The following is a 19,224-nucleotide window of genomic DNA, read 5'->3' as shown; positions in this document are numbered from 1 at the left end:
TTGCAAACAGTCTGGGCCCTGTGTAGAGTTACTGCTCGTTGCCCCAATAGCTCAGTCGGCAGAGCGTTTCCATGGTAAGGAAAAGGTCAAGGGTTCGATTCCCTTTTGGGGCTCTCGTGGGCTCCGCGCAGTCCGCGCGTGGCGGGGTAGCTCAGGTGGTTAGAGCGCACGACTCATAATCGTGAGGTCGGGGGATCGAGCCCCCCTCCCGCTACAGCAGAAGAACCCCTCATCGGACAGGATCCGGTGAGGGGTTCTTCGTGCGCGGCCTCTCACCCCTGAGCGGGGCCGGAATTCGCAGCCCTCCGTCTGCCGCACGGAGTGCAGGGAGATGAGGACGACACCAGGTCCGCGCACTGCTCAAGCACCTGGACGCGGGCGCGGGACGAGGGAGGGGCGCCATGGTCGACTACGAGGAGCGCGAGGGCGAGGCCGCAGACATCGCGGCACGGCTGTCGCACGAACTCACGGAGCGCGGTCTCACCGTCGCCGTCGCGGAATCGCTGACGGGCGGGAAGATCGCCAACCAGCTCGCGGCCGCACCGAACTCCTCGGAATGGTTCGCCGGTGCAGTCGTCTGCTACTGGTCGGAGGTTAAGCACCTGGTGCTGGACGTCCCGCCGGGACCCGTGATCTCCCGGAGTGCAGTCGAGACGATGGCGCGGAACGTCGCCGCGATGCTGGGGACGTCCGCGAGCATCGCCGCGTCCGGCGCCGGCGGTCCGGACCAGCAGGAGGGTCAGGAGCCGGGGACCACGTGGATCGCCGTGTGCGTCCGCGGAGAAGTCCACGCGGAGCTGCATCACTTCGACGGTGAGCCGATCGACGTGCTGGCACAGACGGAGAAGGCCGCACTCCTGCTGCTGGAGCGCGAGGCGGCGCAGCTCGACTGACCTTCACCGCGAGACGGCCCCACCTCGCCCCGCCGCACCTCCCTGCGCGCTGTGGGCTACCATGGGCCGCACACGGGAGCTTGGCGGATCCAGGCTGAGAGGAGGGCATCGAGCCCTCGACCGTCGAACCTGAACCGGATAATGCCGGCGCAAGGAAGACTCTTCACCCGTGCCGTTCGTCGAACGAAAGGCACTTCACAGTGACGCATTCACAGAATCACACCCCTTCGACCGAGCCCAGCCCTGCCCCCACGACGACCCGGCCACCCACTCGCTTCCGGTGGAGGACCCTCGACATCGTCATCGCCGCCGTCCTGGGCGTGGTCATCGGGCTGCTCTTCACCTTCTGGAACTTCGCGGGCTACGCCGGTTTCATGGCTCTGGACGCGCTCACACCCGGCTTCGGCGGCCTCGTCGCCGGAGTCTGGCTGCTGGGCGGAGTCGTGGGTGCTCTGATCATCCGCAAGCCGGGGGCCGCGCTCTTCGTCGAGCTGCTCGCGGCAGTCGTCTCGATGCTCCTGGGCAGCCAGTGGGCCGTGGAGACCGTGTACTCCGGCATCGCGCAGGGCCTGGGCGCTGAGGCGGTCTTCCTCCTGAGCCGCTACCGCCGGTTCGGCGTGGGCGCAGCCGTGCTGGCCGGCATCGGCTCGGCGCTGTTCGCCTGGACGCTGGAGCTGTTCCTCTCCGGCAATATCGAGATGAGCTCCCAGTTCCTCGTCATCTACCTGGTGTGCCTCGTGGTGTCGGGCGCCGTGCTCGCGGGTCTGGCCGGATGGGCTCTCACACGGGCGCTCGCCCGCACCGGTGCGCTGGACCGATTCGCCGCCGGACGAGAGGTGAGGGGGCTCGCGTGAACGCGTCCCACTCCTCCCGCCCCGCGCGCGTCGTCGCATCCGGGTGGGGGTGGCGGCACGCATCCCGCAGGCTTCCCGCCGTCTCCGGACTCGACCTGGTCATCGAACCGGGGGAGCGCGTCCTGCTGCTGGGGCCTTCCGGGGCGGGCAAGTCCACCCTGCTGGCGGGCCTCGCCGGAATCCTCGGTGATTCCGAGGACGGGGCAGAGGCCGGTGCGCTCACCCTCGACGGAGCCCCCGCCGCCCGCCAGCGCGGGCGGGCGGGCCTGGTGCTCCAGGACCCCGAGGCGAACACGATCCTTCCGACGCTCGGTGATGACGTCGCCTTCGGCTGCGAGAACCTCGCCGTGCCGCGGGACGAGATCTGGCGACGCGTCGCCCGGTCGCTGGACGCCGTCGGTCTCCGCTACCCCCTCGATCGGCCGACCGCGCACCTGTCCGGCGGCGAGCGTCAGCGCCTCGCGATCGCCGGCGTGCTCGCGATGAGTCCGGGGCTCCTCCTGCTGGACGAGCCCACTGCGAACCTCGACCACGCCGGCGCGGCCGAGGTCCGACGCGCAGTCGCTCAGACCCGCACGACGCTCGTCGTCGTCGATCACCGGGTCGATGAGTGGCTGGGACTCGTCGACCGCGTGGTCGTCCTCGAGCCCGCCGGCGGGCTCATCGCGGACGGCCCTCCGGACACGGTCTTCGCCCGTGCGGGCTCCGCGCTCGAGGCCGCGGGAGTCTGGGTGCCCGGCTCCCACCCGCTCGTGTCCCGGACGCCACCGGGCCCGAGTCCTTCGTCGCTTCGGTCGTCCTCGCCCGACGAGACGTCTGACGAGACGCCCGACGAGTCGTCCCCGCGCGGCACGCTCGGACCGGTCTGCCGATCGAGCCCGGCTGATCCACCGCTCGTCACGGCCGCCGGCGTCGCGGTGGGGCACGGGGGCCGTGCTGTGCGGAAGGACGTCGACCTCGAGGTGCGGGCAGGGGAGTCGCTCGTCATCACCGGTCCGAACGGGGTCGGGAAGACGACCTTCGCCTTCTGCCTCGCCGGCCTCACCTCTCCGCTGGAGGGAGAGGTGAGGGCATCGGCGCAGCTCGCCCACGGGACCCGTTCTCCGCACCCGCACCGGTGGAGGGCACAGCAGCTCCTCACACGGATCGGCACCGTCTTCCAGCGGCCCGAGCACCAGTTCGTCGCCCGCAGCGTGCGCGACGAGCTCGCAGTCGGACCGCGGCTGGTCGGCGCCCGGGACCAGAGCGCGCTCGTCGATGAGCTCCTCGAGCGACTGCGACTCACGCACCTGGCGCATGCCCATCCCTGCACGCTGTCGGGCGGCGAGCAGCGCCGCCTGTCGGTCGCGACCGTGCTCGCGACAGCGCCGCGCGTGCTCGTCCTCGATGAGCCGACGTTCGGTCAGGACCGCACGACCTGGACGGAGCTCGCGGAACTCGTCGCGGCCCATGTCGACTCGGGCGGCGCCGCGGTGTCCGTCACCCATGACGATGACTACGTCCGCGTCCTGGGCGATCGACGACTCCGGCTGGAGGCGACCGCGGTCGCGCAGGCGGTGCGAGCATGACGGGCGCCACAGCCTCGGCGGCGGAGGCGTCCACCGCAGCGTCTGCGGAGGCATCCGCAGCATCGAACGCGCGTACCGACCCGGTGGCCGCGGTCAACCCGCTGGCACTCTGGTTCGCGGCCGTCCTCTACTCTCTGCCGCTTCTCACCAGTGTCGACATCGTGAGCGGCGGCACGAGCCTGGGCGTCTGGCTGGTGCTCTTCACCGCGCTCGGCATCACCCCGGCGACGATCGTGAAGCGTACGTGGCCCCTGCTGCTGGCCGCCCCGCTCAGCGGACTCAGCATGCTCCTCTACGCGGAGCCCGGCGGCACGGTGCACGTCACCTGGTGGCTGGTGACGGTGAGCGACAACTCGATCGAGCTCGCGCTCGCCATCACCGTGCGCGTGCTCGCGATCGGGGTGCCCACACTCGTCGCGCTCGTCGGCATTGACCCCACCCGCCTTGCAGATGCGCTCGCCCAGATCGCCCGCCTGCCGGCCCGGTTCGTCCTGGGCGCGCTCGCCGCCGTCCGTCTGGCCGGAGTGCTGGCCGCAGACCATCGATCGCTCGCACAGGCCCGTCGTGCCAGAGGACTGTCAGACACCCGCTCGCTGACGGGCTGGCTCGCACTGGCCTTCGCACTGCTCGTCACGGCCATGCGGCGCGGGACGATGCTCGCGACCGCGATGGAGGCACGGGCCTTCGGAAGCGGCGAGCGCACGTGGGCGAGGGCATCGCGCCTCACCCGTCGCGATGCGGTCGTCGTCGCGCTCGCGCTGGGGATCGCGCTCGCCGCAGTGGGCCTCGCCCTGGCGACCGGCACATACAGGCTCGTCGGCTCCGGCGGGGGCGCATGACGCGGGCGGACCCACGGCCGGAGCGTCCGGAGGACGCGGACCTGTCGACGGGGATGGACCCTCAGGTGGGTCGGCTGGTCCTGGTGGACGGCACCTCGGGCGCGGGGAAGACGACGCTCGCGGAGTCCCTCGCGCGGGCAGACGCTGCGCGGCTCGTCCACATGGACGACCTCTACGCGGGCTGGGACGGGCTCGCCCACGCGACGGCGACCCTCGAGCGGATCCTCACCGAACGCGCGCGGGGCGGGCACCCGCAGTGGCGACGCTGGGACTGGCACGCCTCCGACTGGAATGCGGAGGACTCCGTTGCTCCGGGCGCGCCGCTCGTCGTGGAGGGCTGCGGCAGCGTCACCGGCGTGACGGCGCGCCTGGCGCAGCGCGTCCTCTGGCTGGACGGCCCCGAACCCGTGCGGAGAGCCCGGATCCTCGCACGCGACGGCGACGATTCATGGTGGGACGGATGGCGACGGCAGGAGGCGATGCACCGCATCCGCCACCGCCCCGACCTGCTGGCGACCGAACACCGGGACCCCTCGCTAGACTGTCCACCGACCTGACCATCCAGGCGCGGCGATCCAGGCCGCAGCGCCGGAAGCGAGGAGGCATACGTGTCAGTCAACACAGACCTGCAGGGAGCCCAGTACTCCCTCGAAGCACCCTTCGACGTGGGGCGCGAGGCGATCGCGGAATTCGCCCGCTCCGTGGGCGCAGAGCACCCCGCGCACTTCGACGCGACCGCGGCGAAGCAGCTGGGATACGCGGATGTCATCGCTCCCACCACGTTCGCAGTGATCCCCTCGCAGCGGTGCGAGGCCCTGTACATCTCGAGCCCCGGTGCGGGCATCGACTACTCCCGGGTGGTCCACGGCCAGGAGCAGTTCACCTACACCCGTCCGATCGTCGCAGGTGACCGCCTCGCCGCGACGACGCACGTCGACGGTCTGCGCGAAGCCGGCGGCAATGCGATGATCACCACCCGCACAGAGCTCACGGACGCGGACACCGGGGACGCAGTCGTCACCGTCACGTCGACCATCGTCGTCCGCGGCGAGAAGTGAGGAGTCCCGACATGACGAACACGACCAGACCCGCCCTCGCCTCGCTCGAGGCCGGGCAGACCGTCATCGACACGATGATCCCCGTGTCCCGCGCGGACCTCATCGCCTACGCGGCGGCGTCCGGCGACCACAACCACATCCACTGGAACGAGCGGTACGCCCGGGAGGTGGGGCTGCCGAACGTCATCGCGCACGGCATGCTCACCATGGGCTCCGTCATCGCACGGATCACGGACTGGGCGGGGGACCCCGGTGCGGTCGTCGACGCCCGCACGCGCTTCACCTCGATGGTCGTCGTGCCCGACGCGGACTCCGGTGTGCCCAGCACGCCCACTGCGGAACTGGCCCTCACCGCGACCGTCGGCGCGATCGATGCGGAGACGGGCGTCGTCCGCCTCGACCTCACTGTGCACGCCGCGGACGAGGCCGTCCTGGGCCGGACCCAGGTGAAGGTCCGCCTGGCGTGAGGCTCTCCGACCTCACGACCCTCCGCGTGGGCGGACCGGTCACGGACCTCCGCGAGGTCCGCTCCCGTGCGGACCTCGCGGACTTCGTCCGCGCACATCCGCTCACGGCCGGCGCGGCGGACTCGCCGGACGTCCTGTTCGTCGCGGGCGGGTCGAACCTGCTGAGCGCTGACGAGGGGTTCGCCGGGCCGGTGTGCCTGATCCGCACGCGGGGGATCGGCTGGGGCGGACCCGATGCCGACGGGCGCATCCGTGTGACCGCTGAGGCGGGGGAGGACTGGGACGCCTTCGTCGCAGCGACCGTGGCCCGGGGCCTGTCGGGCCTCGAAGCGCTGTCCGGGATCCCCGGGTCAGTGGGCGCCACCCCCGTCCAGAACGTCGGAGCATACGGCGCGGACGTCGCTGACTGCCTCGTCGAGGTCCACGTGATCGACCGGGTCACCGGTGAGGAGACGGTCCTGGGGCCCGAGGACATGGGGTTCGGCTACCGGACGTCCCTGCTGAAGCGGAGTGCGGGTGAGCTGGGCGCAGTGCGCTACGTCGTCCTGGCGGTGACGTTCGCACTCGTCGCTGCGGACGATGCCGCGGTCCCCACCGCACCCGTGCGCTACACACAGCTCGCCCGCGCACTCGACGTGGACCTCGGCGACCGCGTCCCCGTCGACGAGGTGCGGACCGCCGTGCTCGATCTCCGCGCGTCCAAGGGCATGGTGCTGGACGCCTCCGATCACGACACCTGGTCGGCGGGCAGCTTCTTCACGAACCCCATCCTGTCGCTGGTCGACGGCCCCGCCGGACGTGTGGAGGCGAGGGACGTCCTCCCCGCGGGCGCCCCCGCCTACCCCGTGACCGACCCCGACACCGGCCAGGCGGACCCGGACGTCGTGAAGACGTCCGCCGCGTGGCTCATCGAACACGCCGGGTTCGGCCGTGGCTTCACGGTGGGGGAGGGGCGCGCAGCCCTGTCGACGAAGCACACCCTGGCCCTCACGAATCGCGGTGAGGCCACTGCTGAGGACGTGGCAGCGCTCGCCCGTCACATCCGCGCAGGAGTGGCGGAGCAGTTCGGCATCACGCTGGTCCCCGAACCGAATCTCGTCGGCGTCATCCTGTGAGCCGACGGCTGCGTGGAATCCTCACGCGGCGTCCTCGCTGGGTGGGGGCGCTGCGCGGGGCGATCGTGCTCGTGTGCTGCCTCGTGATCGTCGCACCCTGGGCGGTGCTCGGAGCGCAGGCCGAATCGACCTTCGGTCCGCATGACGCGGTGTACTCGGTCACCGCGGACTCGGCGATCGACGCAGATCTGGGGCCCCTGGGAAGCGTCGTCGTCCCCGCGGACGGCCTCATCCCCTTCGGGCTGGGCGTCCACATCGCGGTGGGGGAGATCCCGGTCGAATCGGGCGTGGGCGGTTCCACCATCGACGCGCTCGGCGGAGACGTCGCCGCCTATGCGGCCCTCTTCTCCGACCCCTCGGCCCACGCACGGACCGTGGTCGTCGCGATCGGGCAGAGCATCGCCGTCCGAGCAGCGGTCGGAACCCTCGCACTGTTCGCCCTGATCGTCGGCGTCCGCGCACTGCTGGGCGCCCCCCGCAGGAGCCTCCGGGTGCGGGGCCACCGCCAGAGTCTGCAGGCGGGAGCCGCCACGACGTGCATCGCAGTCCTCGCCGGTGCTCTCGCGGTGCCCGTCGAACCGCCGCGGGCCATCGAATCCGACCCCGTCTTCATCGGCACGCCCCTGGCGGGAGCAGAGGTGACGGGGCGGCTGTCCGGCGTCGTCGACGAAGCGGCGAAGGCGGCAACGGACATGCTGCGCGAGAACGACGAGTTCTATTCGGCCGTCCGCACGGATCTGGCCCGGGCCTGGCCGCTGCGCCCGGCCAGCATGCGCGTGGGCCCCGGGCCCCTGGGCGGACTGGGGGCGGCGGCGCCCCCGGATCTCGCGACGGTCGTCTGGACGAGCGACATCCACTGTCAGACCGGCATGTCACCGGTCATCGGCGATGTCGTGCGCTGGTCGGATGCGGATCTCCACATGGACGGCGGAGACATCACGATGACGGGGACGGACGCGGAGAACGTCTGCGTCGACTCCGTCGACCACGCGCTGCCGTCCGACGTGCCCAGTGTGTTCGTCAAGGGCAACCACGACTCCCTCGACACCGTGCGCCGCGCTCGCGAACTGGGGTGGACCGTCGTGGAGGGCGAACCCGTGGAGGTCGCGGGACTCACCGTGTTCGGCGCCGGGGACCCTCGACGGACCGTCTTCCCCTCTGGGGACGTCATGGAGACCGGAGAGACCACGGAGGAGTTCACGGCGCGCCTCGCCGCCGATTCCTGCCGTGCGGACGCAGGACTGCTCCTCGTCCACGACCCCCGTCACGCGGAGCCCGCACTCGCCTCCGGCTGCGCCGACTACGGACTCCACGGACACTGGCACCGCCGGGTGGAGCCGGAGCGGTACGGACAGGGCGTGCGCACCGTGGGCTCGACGACCGGTGGTGCCCTGGCGGAGGCGCTGACGCCCGGCCCGCTCAAGATGGGTGCGGAGATGAGCATCATGCGCATCGACCGCACGACCGGCCGGCCCGTCGACGTGCAGTACATGAGCATCGGCATGGACGCGAGCGTCGAGTTCTCCGAGTGGGTGTCCTTCCCCGAACCCGCGCCGGCGATCGTCGTCGAATCGACGGACGGGGACGAGTCGGATCCGCAGGGCGACGCAGGCGATGATCAGTGATCTCCGCGTGGTTCGACGCGGGTACTCGGGACCATGTATGCTCGATCCTCGGCGGTGAGTCACTCATCGCTGAAGGGGTGTGGCGCAATCGGTAGCGCAACGGTCTCCAAAACCGTAGGTTGCAGGTTCGAGTCCTGTCACCCCTGCTCAGTCAGGCCGACCCCGACGGGGTCGGTGACGGAAGCCGAGGAATGAGTGAGGTCGCGTGGCTGAGACTCCCACAGCCGTAGAGGGGAAGAGGCCCGGACTCTTCGGGCGGATCCTTCGTTTCATCCGCGAGATCATCGCGGAGTTGAAGAAGGTCGTCACCCCGACCCGCAAAGAGCTCATCAACTACACGCTGGTCGTGCTCGCGTTCGTCGCGATCATGATGCTGCTCGTCACGGGTCTCGACTTCCTCTTCGGGCAGCTCGCCGGCTGGGTCTTCGCCGGTACGACGCCCATCTGATCCGGTTGATCGAGGGCCCTGCGCCCCACTGATCCACCCTGAACTCTCACTACGCATCGAATGAGGAGACACCACGTGTCGGAGACAACACCGGAAGAGCTGAACCCCGAGCTCGATGGGGCGCCAGCCGCCGCCGAGCCCGCGGCAGACGCCGCAGCCGCCGGTGAGGTCGAAGCGATCCAGGCAGACGTGCAGGAGACCGAGTCCGGTGCGCCTGACGTCGAGTCGGCAGATGCCGAGCCGACGGATGAGGGGCCCGTCCAGGAGGAGTCCGCGGAGTCCTCCGACGGCGAGGCCGCGGAGGCATCCGCGGATCTCACCGAGGACGACGCGGTCGAGAGCTTCAAGTCGGACCTGCGCATGCAGGACGGCGACTGGTACGTGATCCACTCCTACGCGGGCTACGAGAACCGTGTGAAGGTGAACATCGAGTCGCGCACGGTGAGCCTCAACATGGAGGAGTTCATCTTCGAGGTCCAGGTCCCGATGGAGGACGTGGTCGAGATCAAGAACGGCCAGCGCAAGCAGGTCCGCCGCGTGCGCGTGCCCGGATACGTGCTGGTCCGCATGGAGCTCACCGACGAGAGCTGGGGCGCGGTGCGCCACACTCCCGGAGTCACCGGCTTCGTCGGCAACGCCTACGACCCGGTCCCGCTCACGGTGGACGAAGTCTTCGAGATGCTGCGTCCCATCTTCGACGAGCAGCAGGCGAAGGACGCCGCGGAGACCGGCAGGGCACCTGCGGGCAACCGCGGCGACGACTCCGAGTACGTCGTCGAGTTCGAGGTCGGAGAGTCCGTGCTGGTCAAGGAGGGGTCCTTCGAGGGCCACCCCGCGACGATCCAGGAGATTCGTCCGGAGAACCAGAAGCTCACCGTCCTCCTGTCGATCTTCGAGCGCGACGTCCCGGTGGAGCTGGGCTTCGACCAGGTCTCGAAGATCTGAGGATCCCGCACGGAATTCACCCCTCGGGATGCGAAGCTTCGCGGCGAGCGCCGCGAGAACCGCGGCGAAGTGCCGCACACAGGCCATGACACGACGTCCGGTACGCGATTCCCCACAAGGATTCGCGTCCGGGCGTTCAGTCGTGGAATACTAGTGGAGTTTGGCCGCCCCCACATCGGAGGGGCGCGTCGAAACCCGACCCGCGCGAGCGTCGCGCGGGTGACGGAAGAGAAGAGTAAGGACCGAACATGCCTCCCAAGAAGAAGGTCGCCGGTCTGATCAAGCTGCAGATTCAGGCGGGCGCCGCGAACCCGGCACCCCCGATCGGCCCCGCGCTTGGTCAGCACGGCGTCAACATCATGGAGTTCTGCAAGGCGTACAACGCTGCGACGGAATCCCAGCGTGGCAACGTCATCCCCGTGGAGATCACTGTCTACGAGGACCGTTCGTTCACGTTCATCACGAAGACGCCGCCGGCTGCAGAGCTCATCAAGAAGGCCGCAGGCGTGAAGTCCGGCTCCGCGACGCCGCACACGGACAAGGTGGGGCACATCTCCGCCGACCAGGTGCGAGAGATCGCTGAGCTCAAGATGACGGACCTCAACGCGAATGACGCTGAGGCCGCGGCGAAGATCGTCGCCGGCACGGCACGGTCGATGGGCATCACCACCGACGCCTGAGGTCCCCGGATCTCACCCCCACCCCAGTGGAAGGGCCCGCGCGGTCCGCACCACGACTGCTAGGAGAAGAAGAGCAGATGGCAAAGCGCTCAAAGGCCTACAGGGCCGCCGCAGAGAAGATCGCTGCGGATACACAGTACGAACCGGCACAGGCGATCGCCCTGGCCAAGGAGACCTCGGTGTCGACGTTCGACAGCACCGTCGAGGTCGCCCTGCGCCTGAGCGTCGATCCCCGCAAGGCCGACCAGATGGTGCGCGGCACCGTGAACCTGCCCCACGGCACCGGCAAGACGGCCAAGGTCCTCGTCTTCGCCGCGGGTGACCGTGCAGAGGCAGCCCGCGCGGCAGGTGCCGACTTCGTCGGTTCCGATGACCTGCTGGAGAAGGTGGCCGACGGCTTCACCGACTTCGACGCGGCGGTCGCCACACCGGACATGATGGGCAAGGTCGGGCGTCTGGGCAAGGTCCTGGGTCCCCGCGGCCTCATGCCGAACCCGAAGACGGGAACCGTGACGATGGATGTCGCGAAGGCCGTCGCGGACATCAAGGGCGGCAAGATCGAGTTCCGCGTGGACAAGCACTCGAACCTGCATTTCATCATCGGCAAGGCATCGTTCTCGCAGGAGCAGCTCGAAGAGAACTTCAAGGCTGCAGTCGATGAGGTCAACCGCATCAAGCCCTCGTCCTCGAAGGGTCGCTACATCTCGAAGGCGACCGTGTCGACGACGAACGGCCCCGGGGTCCCCATGGACTCCGGCACGCTGCGCGCCTGAGGTGACCACTGATCCGGTGCGATGCCGGATCTGAGGAAGGGCGGAGGCTCCCCGACGGGGGCCCCGCCCTTCGTCGTGTCAGCTCGCCCTGCCGAGGGCGAACCTGTCGGCGATGCGCGAGACGACGGCACCGAGGACGAGGGAGCCTCCGACTGCGATCGCGACCGACGCCCACATCGGCAGGGGGATCCAGCGGGCCGTCAGCCAGCCGAAGGCCAGTGAGTAGGCCGTCCAGATGGCTCCTGCCGCGGTCGTGAGCCCCAGCCACTGGCGGACGTCGACTCGCTGCCCACCGGATATGAGGGCGATGAGAGTGCGGCCCAGCGGAATGAACCGAGCGATCACTGCGAACAGGAGACCCTGCTCTGCGAGCCTGGAGGTCAGGCGGTCGATGCGTATCTGATTCGCGGGTGAGCGGAGCAGGGGCCATTGGGTGAATCCGCTGCGCATCCCCAGCAGGTACATGACGTGGTCACCGGCGACGGACCCCAGTGCCCCGGCGAGGAGCGCCAGTGCGAGGTCGGGCGCCCCGGACTGGGAGTTCACCGCGCCCAGTGCCACGATGAGAGCGCTCGAGGGGATGGGCGGCACTGCGGCGGACACCGCGATGAAGAACCCGAAGACCGGGTACAGCCACGGGGAGCCGACCAGGCCGATGACGAATTCCTGGGATTCCTGCACCGCACCAGCCTAGACGCCGCGTGCCGGAATCGGCGTGCGCTCGTGGGCCGTGCGGGGGAGAAGCCCGCCGCGGGCGGATGGTGCAGGACGGTCACGGCACGGTGACCGACGGCGTTTTGACGAGAGGGCCGGGTGTCTGTAATGTTGTGGATTGCCCAAGACCGTTGGTCTCTGCGGTGGTTCGCCTCGTGACGAGGAGTGCGACTGCAGACGAAGACTCGTCAGAGAGTGACCCGCGCAGGTGAGAACCTCTCCGGCACGCACTCGTGCGGACCGGAGCCCGAGCGTCTCATGCCTGCGCATGGGACGCTTTTTCTATGAGTCGGGATGCACCGACATTTACGAAAGGAATGCCATGGCGAGGCCCGACAAGGCAGCCGCGGTCAAGGAGATCAAGCAGGAGCTTGAGTCCTCGAACGCCGCATTGCTGACCGAGTACCGCGGGCTCACCGTTGCGCAGATGAAGGATCTGCGCAGGTCTCTTGGTGAGCACGCCACCTACGCCGTGGTGAAGAACACTCTCACCGCCATCGCTGCCAAAGAAGCAGGGATCGACGCCTTCGACGGACACCTTGCCGGACCCACGGCAATCGCGTTCGTCAAGGGCGAGCCCTCTGAGGCCGCGAAGGCGCTGCGTGACTTCGCCAAGGCGAATCCCCAGCTCGTCATCAAGTCGGGAGTCCTCGAGGGCTCCGCACTGACTGCTGAGGACATCACCACGCTCGCCGATCTGGAATCCCGCGAGGTGCTGCTTGCGAAGGCAGCTGGTGCCATGAAGGCCGGTCTGTACCAGGCCGCTTACCTGTTCACCGCCCCGCTGGTCAAGACCGTGCGAACAGTCGACGCTCTGCGCGAGAAGAACGGCGGTGCCGAAGAGGCGCCCGCCGACGACGCCTGAGCCAGACGCCCCGAACACCCCCATCGGCCGGAGCACCCGTCCCGGTCGCGAACGGAAGGAACAGCCACCATGGCTAAGCTCACACCCGAAGAGCTCATCGAAGCTTTCAAGGAGCTCTCCCTCATCGAGCTCTCGGACTTCGTGAAGAAGTTCGAGGAGACCTTCGAGGTCGAGGCAGCGGCTCCGGTCGCAGCCGTTGCAGCCCCCGCCGCCGGCGGTGCCGGTGTCGAAGAGGCCGAAGAGCAGACCGAGTTCGACGTCATCCTCGAGTCGGCCGGCGACAAGAAGGTCCCGGTCATCAAGGAGGTCCGTGGACTCACGTCGCTCGGACTGAAGGAAGCCAAGGACCTCGTCGACTCCGCTCCGAAGGCTGTCATCGAAGGCGTCGACAAGGACGTTGCCGAGAAGGCCAAGGAGACGCTCGAGGGCGCAGGCGCGACCGTCACCCTCAAGTGATGCCGACCGTGTGAGCTGCCGTCCGCGGCAGTCCACACGGTTCGCCGCACACGACGACCCCCGACCCACTGTGTGGGACGGGGGTCGTCCTGCATTCAGACGCGCGACGCGTCAGAGAAGCCGTGTGATGTGGACACCGGATGGCGGGTCGATGCGGGTGGACGGTGCAGAGTCGTTCATGCCGACGTGACGTCCGCTGCGGCGGGCGGGAAGCCCAGAGGCATCGTCCGCCTCCGCTGCGCGCAGCAGGTCGTCGCGCTGAGTCTCGACGAAGGCTCGGGTGACCGGGCTGCCGTGGCCGGGCACGAATCGTTCGACATCGCGCAGTGCGAGGAGCGCGTCGAGCGAGCGGACCCACGCCAGTGGGGTCGCATCGAGGCCCACCTGCGGCGGAGCACCCTCCTCGACGAGGTCGCCGCAGACGACGATCGGTCCCACCCGGACTGCGAGATCCGTGTCCGTGTGTCCGGACAGCGACAGGAGCTCGACGCGGTGGGGGGCGCTTCCCCGGGGCGAGGACTCCCCTCCGTGCGCTCCGTCCGGGCGGAGCGCACCCAGATCCAGGATCTCGCCGTCGGCGACGGCGCGGGTCGTCACGAGGAGCGCATCGGGGGCAGGAAGCTCGAGCACGTGCTCGCTCGCCTCCGCGTGCTGCAGCCAGGCCGAACCGGGGGAGTCGCGGACGAACGCAGGGGACCCGAGGAACTCTGTGACTCCGGCCTCGGCGAACGTCGGGTTGCCGAAGAAGTGGTCCCAGTGATCGTGGGTGTTCGCGACGGTGAGTGGCAGGTCGGTCAGGCCGCGGACGGCCGCGAGGATCCGCGTGGCCTGCTCAGGACCGGCTCCGGTGTCGATCAGCAGTGCGCGGTCTGCGCCCGTGATCAGCACGGAGTTGAGTCGGACGGGATCGGTGACGAGGACGTGCACAGTGGCGGACATGCCCGCCATTCTCACAGATCCGGGCGGCGTCGACCGGTGGAGGTCGCCGGGTGATGCGCCGGTGGCCGAGCCCCTCGTACACTGGAACCGTGATCGACACCGTCTCCATGCGTCGTTCCCGCGACCTGCCGGATGACGAGGACGCGGACGTGGACTTCCATGAGCGGCTCGCCGCCCTGGAGCTGGCCGTAGTGAGCGATCGCCTGGGCATCCCCGAACTGGCGACGACAGCAGAGCGCCGTCGCAGTGAATGGGAGCACGACGCGACCCATGTCCGCGAGGCGGCGGTCGCCGTGGACGCGACCGGCCGTGATGTGGGCGCGTGGGTCGTCGACGTGCCGGTGCGGGACAACCTGGACACAGCAGACGTGCAGGTACTCGATCCGCCGCTTTCGGCAGTCACCGACTCCGAGGCGGATGACCTCCACGCGGCGCTGCTCGCAGACGCGCTCGCGACGGTGCGACGGCACGGACGGCACGTGGTGTTCACGCATGAGGTGCTGAAGGAGGTCGTGGGCGAGTCCCTCCCGCCCCACGTGCTGGAGCCGGTCGCCGGCGGACCGGCCGACGCCGATCTGCGCTTCGCCGTGGTGTGGGACCTGCCTGCCGGGTCCGCGATCCCCGCGCGCTCCGGCAGCGGAGCGGTGTCGCGGTCGGACCGGAGTGTGCGACGGATGACCGCTGCGGGCTTCGTCCCCGTTCAGCTCGAGAGGTTCTCCGTCCTCGACCTCATCGACTCCGGCGGCACCGGCGACCCGCACCCGAGCCTCCGAAGCGTCAGCTGGGTGGACGATGCTCCGGTTGAGTGGGCCGCACAGCTTGCGGACCTCTATTCCGTCTTCGAGGCGACGGTTCCCACGGGAGGCGCGTCCTTCGACCCGGAGGTGTGGGACGTCGCCAGGCTGCGGGCCGTCGAGGCGACCGCCCGTGCCGCCGGCGTCGTGCGGGTCGTCAGCGCGGTCGCAGAGGGACCCCGGCTCCTCGCCTTCACTGTGTTCGAACAGACCCCCGGCAGTCCCCTCGTCTTCCAGGAGCACACGGTGGTGCGACCGGAGGTCAGGGGCCTGGGGCTCGCGGCCGCCGTGAAGAGGGCCAACGCCGCGCATCTGCGAGCGGTCTCGCCGGATGCCGTGACCGTGTGCACGTGGAACGCCGTGGAGAATCCCGCGATGATCGCGGTGAACACGGCGGCGGGCTTCCGGCCGTGGGCCTTCACCGTCTTGTGGGAGCTGCGGCTCGACAGGTGACGGGAGAGGCCCCGCGAATCGGGGAAATCAGTGAGCCTACCACAGGGCGTTTGCATACGGTGCGACACGCGTCTAGACTGGTTCTTTGCATTGCTCTGCCTTCGAGGTGCCTTCATATAGCGGTGGGCCCGAATGAGCTCGTATCTGCGTCTCCCTGCATCCCTCCGGGTGCGTGTCGACGCCGAACGCGAGCGGGCAGGCCTAGCCGGAGACATCAGGTTTTCACCCGGAAGGATCCCATTGGCTGCTGCCGACGAACACACCAGGACCGCTACCCACCCGCAGCGCATCTCCTTCGCGAAGATTCGCGAACCACTCGAAGTCCCGGACCTCCTCAGTCTCCAGACCGACAGCTTCGACTGGCTGATCGGCAACGAGCGCTGGCAGGACCGCGTCATCGAGGCGACGGAGATCGGTGACGACTCCGTCGCCACCACTTCGGGCCTCGAGGACATCTTCGAAGAGATCTCCCCGATCGAGGACTTCGCGGGCGCGATGTCGCTCTCGTTCCGGGAGCACCGCTTCGAACCGTCCAAGTACTCCGTCGACGAGTGCAAGGAGCGGGACATGACGTACTCCGCTCCTCTGTTCGTCACCTCGGAGTTCATGAACAACAACACCGGCGAGATCAAGTCGCAGACGGTGTTCATGGGCGATTTCCCCCTCATGACGCCGCAGGGCACGTTCGTGATCAACGGCACGGAGCGCGTCGTCGTCTCCCAGCTGGTCCGTTCGCCCGGCGTGTACTTCGAGACGGCGCCCGACCGCACGTCCGACAAGGACATCTTCACCGCCAAGATCATCCCGTCGCGCGGTGCGTGGCTCGAGTTCGAGGTGGACAAGCGCGACCAGGTGGGCGTCCGCCTCGACCGCAAGCGCAAGCAGTCCGTCACGGTGCTCCTCAAGGCACTGGGCTGGAGCGAGTCGAAGATCCTCGAGGAGTTCGGCCAGTACGAGTCGATGCGCGAGACCCTGGCGAAGGACACCGTCCAGACACAGGATGAAGCGCTGCTCGACATCTACCGCAAGCTCCGCCCCGCAGAGCCCGCGACGACCGAAGCGGCGCGCACGCTGCTCAACAACCTCTACTTCAATCCCAAGCGGTACAACCTCGACAAGGTCGGTCGCTACAAGATCAACCGCAAGCTCGGGACCGATGCACCGCTGTCCGGCTCCGTGCTCAGCACCGACGACGTCGTCGCGACGATCCGCTACATCGTCGCGCTCCACGCCGGCGACGAGCACATGTCGGGCCTGCGCGACGGGGAGCCGGTAGAGCTCCGCGTCGCGGACGACGACATCGACCACTTCGGCAACCGCCGCATCCGTGCGGTGGGCGAGCTCATCGAGAACCAGGTCCGCACGGGCCTTTCGCGGATGGAGCGGGTCGTCCGTGAGCGCATGACCACTCAGGACGTCGAAGCGATCACTCCGCAGTCGCTCATCAACATCCGCCCGGTCGTCGCTGCGATCAAGGAGTTCTTCGGCACCAGCCAGCTCTCGCAGTTCATGGACCAGAACAACCCTCTCGCGGGCCTCACGCACAAGCGTCGCCTGTCCGCGCTGGGACCCGGCGGGCTGTCGCGTGACCGCGCCGGCATGGACGTCCGCGACGTCCACCCCTCGCACTACGGCCGCATGTGTCCGATCGAGACTCCGGAAGGCCCGAACATCGGCCTCATCGGTTCGCTCGCCTCGTATGCGCGGATCAACCCGTTCGGCTTCATCGAGACGCCGTACCGCAAGGTCGTCGACGGGAACGTCTCCGACGAGACCGTGTACCTCACGGCCGATGATGAGCTCGAGTACACGATCGCGCAGGCCAACGCTCCGCTCGATGACTCGTCGAAGTTCGTCGAGGACCTCGTCCTCGCCCGTCCGAAGGGCGGCTCCGGTGAGGCCGAGCTCATCCCGGTCGTTGAGATCGACTTCATGGACGTGTCCGCGCGCCAGATGGTGTCCGTCGCGACCGCGCTGATCCCGTTCCTCGAGCACGACGACGCGAACCGCGCACTCATGGGTGCGAACATGCAGCGCCAGGCCGTTCCGCTGGTCCGCTCCGAAGCCCCCTACGTGGGCACGGGCATGGAGTACCGCGCGGCTGTCGACGCCGGTGACGTCATCACCGCTGACAGCCCCGGTGTGGTCACCGAGGTGTCGGCCGAGTACGTCACCGTCATGAACGATGACGGCACGCAGCAGGTCTACAGGGCGGAGAAGTTCCGTCGGTCGAACCACGGCACGTCCTACAACCAGCGCATCCTGGTCGACGAGGGCGACCGCGTCGAGGTCGGCAGCGTGCTGGGAGACGGCCCGTCGACGGAGAACGGCGAGATGGCGCTGGGCAAGAACCTGCTCGTCGCCTTCATGTCCTGGGAGGGCTACAACTTCGAGGACGCGATCATCCTGTCGCAGCGCATGGTGCAGGACGACGTCCTCTCCTCGATCCACATCGAGGAGCACGAGGTCGACGCCCGCGACACCAAGCTGGGCGCTGAGGAGATCACCCGCGACATCCCGAACATCGCCCCGGACGCACTCGCGGACCTGGACGAGCGCGGGATCATCCGCATCGGCGCCGAAGTCTCCGACGGCGACATCCTCGTCGGCAAGGTGACCCCCAAGGGCGAAACCGAACTGACCCCGGAGGAGCGCCTCCTCCGTGCGATCTTCGGTGAGAAGTCGCGCGAAGTCCGCGATACCTCGCTCAAGGTCCCGCACGGCGAGTCCGGCACCGTCATCGCAGTCAAGGTCTTCGACCGCGACGAGGACGACGAGCTGGCTCCGGGCGTCAACCAGCTGGTGCGCGTCTACGTGGCCATGCGCCGCAAGATCACGATCGGCGACAAGATGGCCGGCCGCCACGGCAACAAGGGCGTCATCTCCCGGATCCTGCCCGTCGAGGACATGCCGTTCCTGGAGGATGGCACCCCCGTGGACATCATCCTCAACCCGCACGGCGTGCCGCGCCGCATGAACATCGGTCAGGTCATGGAGATCCACATGGGGTGGATCTCCAGGCAGGGCTGGAAGCTCGAAGGCACCCCGGAGTGGGCAGAGAGGATGCATGGCTTCCTGGACGACGCGGAGCCGGGCACGAATGTCGCGACTCCCGTGTTCGACGGGGCCCACTGGGAGGAGCTGCGCGGACTGCTCGAGTCCACGAAGCCCAACCAGGACGGCGAGCGACTCGTCGACGCATCCGGCAAGGCGCGCCTCTTCGACGGCCGCTCCGGCGAGCCCTTCCCGTACCCCGTGTCCGTGGGCTACATGTACATGCTCAAGCTGCACCACCTGGTGGACGACAAGATCCACGCACGGTCGACCGGCCCGTACTCGATGATCACCCAGCAGCCGCTGGGCGGCAAGGCGCAGTTCGGCGGTCAGCGCTTCGGTGAGATGGAGGTGTGGGCGCTCGAAGCATACGGCGCGGCCTACACGCTCCAGGAGCTCCTCACGATCAAGTCGGATGACATCCCCGGTCGCGTCAAGGTGTACGAGGCGATCGTCAAGGGCGAGAACCTGCCGGACCCGGGGATCCCGGAATCCTTCAAGGTCCTCATCAAGGAGATGCAGTCACTCTGCCTGGACATCGAGGTGCTCTCGTCCGACGGCATGGAGGTCGAGATGCGCGACTCCGATGAGGAGGTCTTCCGCGCTGCGGAGGAGCTCGGCATCAACCTGTCTCGCCACGAGGCGAACACCGTCGAAGAAGTCTGACCCCACCGAACGAACTGG

Annotated in this window: 19 protein-coding genes and 3 tRNA genes; 20 read left to right on the top strand and 2 right to left on the bottom strand. The window is 68.7% G+C overall.

What is annotated here, in order from left to right:
* The first annotated feature begins 40 nt into the window (after positions 1–40).
* From BJEO58_RS00380 to rplA, 16 genes are all read left to right on the top strand, one after another.
* Positions 41–113 (top strand) — tRNA-Thr (locus BJEO58_RS00380).
* A 27-nt stretch (positions 114–140) separates the two neighbouring features.
* A tRNA-Met gene (locus tag BJEO58_RS00375) sits at positions 141–214 on the top strand.
* A 187-nt stretch (positions 215–401) separates the two neighbouring features.
* Positions 402–893, top strand: coding sequence for a CinA family protein (locus BJEO58_RS00370; protein WP_101586748.1), 492 nt, complete (start codon positions 402–404; stop codon positions 891–893).
* 200 nt (positions 894–1,093) lie between these two features.
* Positions 1,094–1,747, top strand: coding sequence for an ECF transporter S component (locus BJEO58_RS00365; protein ID WP_101586746.1), 654 nt, complete (start codon positions 1,094–1,096; stop codon positions 1,745–1,747).
* Positions 1,744–3,315, top strand: a complete 1,572-nt coding sequence (locus tag BJEO58_RS00360) for an ABC transporter ATP-binding protein (protein ID WP_246075943.1) — start codon at positions 1,744–1,746, stop codon at positions 3,313–3,315. Before BJEO58_RS00365 ends, BJEO58_RS00360 begins: the two co-directional genes overlap by 4 nt.
* Positions 3,312–4,154 (top strand): energy-coupling factor transporter transmembrane component T family protein, encoded by an 843-nt coding sequence (locus BJEO58_RS00355; protein WP_101586743.1) that lies wholly within the window; start codon positions 3,312–3,314, stop codon positions 4,152–4,154. The genes BJEO58_RS00360 and BJEO58_RS00355 overlap by 4 nt, the downstream gene beginning before the upstream one ends.
* Positions 4,151–4,711, top strand: coding sequence for an AAA family ATPase (locus tag BJEO58_RS00350; RefSeq protein ID WP_144573801.1), 561 nt, complete (start codon positions 4,151–4,153; stop codon positions 4,709–4,711). The genes BJEO58_RS00355 and BJEO58_RS00350 overlap by 4 nt, the downstream gene beginning before the upstream one ends.
* A 51-nt stretch (positions 4,712–4,762) precedes the next feature.
* The gene (locus BJEO58_RS00345) at positions 4,763–5,212 is read left to right on the top strand and encodes an FAS1-like dehydratase domain-containing protein (protein ID WP_101586739.1); all 450 of its coding nucleotides are present in this window, start codon (positions 4,763–4,765) and stop codon (positions 5,210–5,212) included.
* A gap of 11 nt (positions 5,213–5,223) precedes the next feature.
* Complete coding sequence (locus tag BJEO58_RS00340; RefSeq protein ID WP_101586737.1) at positions 5,224–5,679, top strand: MaoC/PaaZ C-terminal domain-containing protein; 456 nt, start codon at positions 5,224–5,226, stop codon at positions 5,677–5,679.
* Positions 5,676–6,794 carry a UDP-N-acetylmuramate dehydrogenase gene (locus BJEO58_RS00335; protein ID WP_101586736.1) on the top strand — a complete coding sequence of 373 codons (1,119 nt, stop codon included), beginning with the start codon at positions 5,676–5,678 and terminating at the stop codon, positions 6,792–6,794. Before BJEO58_RS00340 ends, BJEO58_RS00335 begins: the two co-directional genes overlap by 4 nt.
* Complete coding sequence (locus BJEO58_RS00330) at positions 6,791–8,419, top strand: metallophosphoesterase family protein (RefSeq protein WP_144573802.1); 1,629 nt, start codon at positions 6,791–6,793, stop codon at positions 8,417–8,419. The genes BJEO58_RS00335 and BJEO58_RS00330 overlap by 4 nt, the downstream gene beginning before the upstream one ends.
* Before the next feature lie 73 nt (positions 8,420–8,492).
* Positions 8,493–8,565: transfer RNA gene (locus tag BJEO58_RS00325), tRNA-Trp, on the top strand.
* A gap of 59 nt (positions 8,566–8,624) precedes the next feature.
* Positions 8,625–8,867, top strand: a complete 243-nt coding sequence (gene secE / locus BJEO58_RS00320; protein ID WP_101586734.1) for a preprotein translocase subunit SecE — start codon at positions 8,625–8,627, stop codon at positions 8,865–8,867.
* Positions 8,868–8,942: 75 nt separating this feature from the next.
* Entirely contained in the window at positions 8,943–9,812 is an 870-nt protein-coding gene (gene nusG / locus BJEO58_RS00315) for a transcription termination/antitermination protein NusG (protein WP_101586733.1), read from the top strand.
* A 248-nt stretch (positions 9,813–10,060) separates the two neighbouring features.
* Positions 10,061–10,492 carry a 50S ribosomal protein L11 gene (gene rplK, locus BJEO58_RS00310; RefSeq protein WP_101586732.1) on the top strand — a complete coding sequence of 144 codons (432 nt, stop codon included), beginning with the start codon at positions 10,061–10,063 and terminating at the stop codon, positions 10,490–10,492.
* 77 nt (positions 10,493–10,569) lie between these two features.
* A complete protein-coding gene (gene rplA, locus BJEO58_RS00305) occupies positions 10,570–11,265 on the top strand; it encodes a 50S ribosomal protein L1 (RefSeq protein ID WP_101586730.1) in 696 nt (231 codons plus the stop codon).
* A gap of 78 nt (positions 11,266–11,343) precedes the next feature.
* On the opposite strand, the gene BJEO58_RS00300 is transcribed toward rplA, so the two are convergent.
* Complete coding sequence (locus tag BJEO58_RS00300; RefSeq protein ID WP_101586728.1) at positions 11,344–11,946, bottom strand: DedA family protein; 603 nt, start codon at positions 11,944–11,946, stop codon at positions 11,344–11,346.
* Positions 11,947–12,301: 355 nt separating this feature from the next.
* On the opposite strand from BJEO58_RS00300, the gene rplJ reads away from it, so the two are divergent.
* The gene (gene rplJ / locus BJEO58_RS00295) at positions 12,302–12,844 is read left to right on the top strand and encodes a 50S ribosomal protein L10 (protein ID WP_101586726.1); all 543 of its coding nucleotides are present in this window, start codon (positions 12,302–12,304) and stop codon (positions 12,842–12,844) included.
* 69 nt (positions 12,845–12,913) lie between these two features.
* On the top strand, positions 12,914–13,300 hold the full coding sequence (gene rplL / locus BJEO58_RS00290) for a 50S ribosomal protein L7/L12 (protein WP_101586725.1): 387 nt from the start codon (positions 12,914–12,916) through the stop codon (positions 13,298–13,300).
* 111 nt (positions 13,301–13,411) lie between these two features.
* Here the strand turns inward: rplL and BJEO58_RS00285 are convergent, their stop codons facing one another.
* Complete coding sequence (locus tag BJEO58_RS00285; protein ID WP_180951771.1) at positions 13,412–14,239, bottom strand: MBL fold metallo-hydrolase; 828 nt, start codon at positions 14,237–14,239, stop codon at positions 13,412–13,414.
* An 89-nt stretch (positions 14,240–14,328) separates the two neighbouring features.
* Here BJEO58_RS00285 and BJEO58_RS00280 point away from each other — a divergent pair, with 89 nt between their 5' ends.
* Both BJEO58_RS00280 and rpoB read left to right on the top strand, forming a co-directional pair.
* Positions 14,329–15,486 carry a hypothetical protein gene (locus tag BJEO58_RS00280; protein WP_144573803.1) on the top strand — a complete coding sequence of 386 codons (1,158 nt, stop codon included), beginning with the start codon at positions 14,329–14,331 and terminating at the stop codon, positions 15,484–15,486.
* Between the two features lie 240 nt (positions 15,487–15,726).
* Positions 15,727–19,206 carry a DNA-directed RNA polymerase subunit beta gene (gene rpoB / locus BJEO58_RS00275; protein ID WP_101586718.1) on the top strand — a complete coding sequence of 1,160 codons (3,480 nt, stop codon included), beginning with the start codon at positions 15,727–15,729 and terminating at the stop codon, positions 19,204–19,206.
* The last annotated feature ends 18 nt before the right edge of the window (positions 19,207–19,224 follow it).

It is taken from the genome of Brevibacterium jeotgali, from assembly GCF_900169175.1.
Lineage (GTDB): Bacteria > Actinomycetota > Actinomycetes > Actinomycetales > Brevibacteriaceae > Brevibacterium > Brevibacterium jeotgali.
This window is presented reverse-complemented; position numbering and strand designations above follow the sequence as displayed.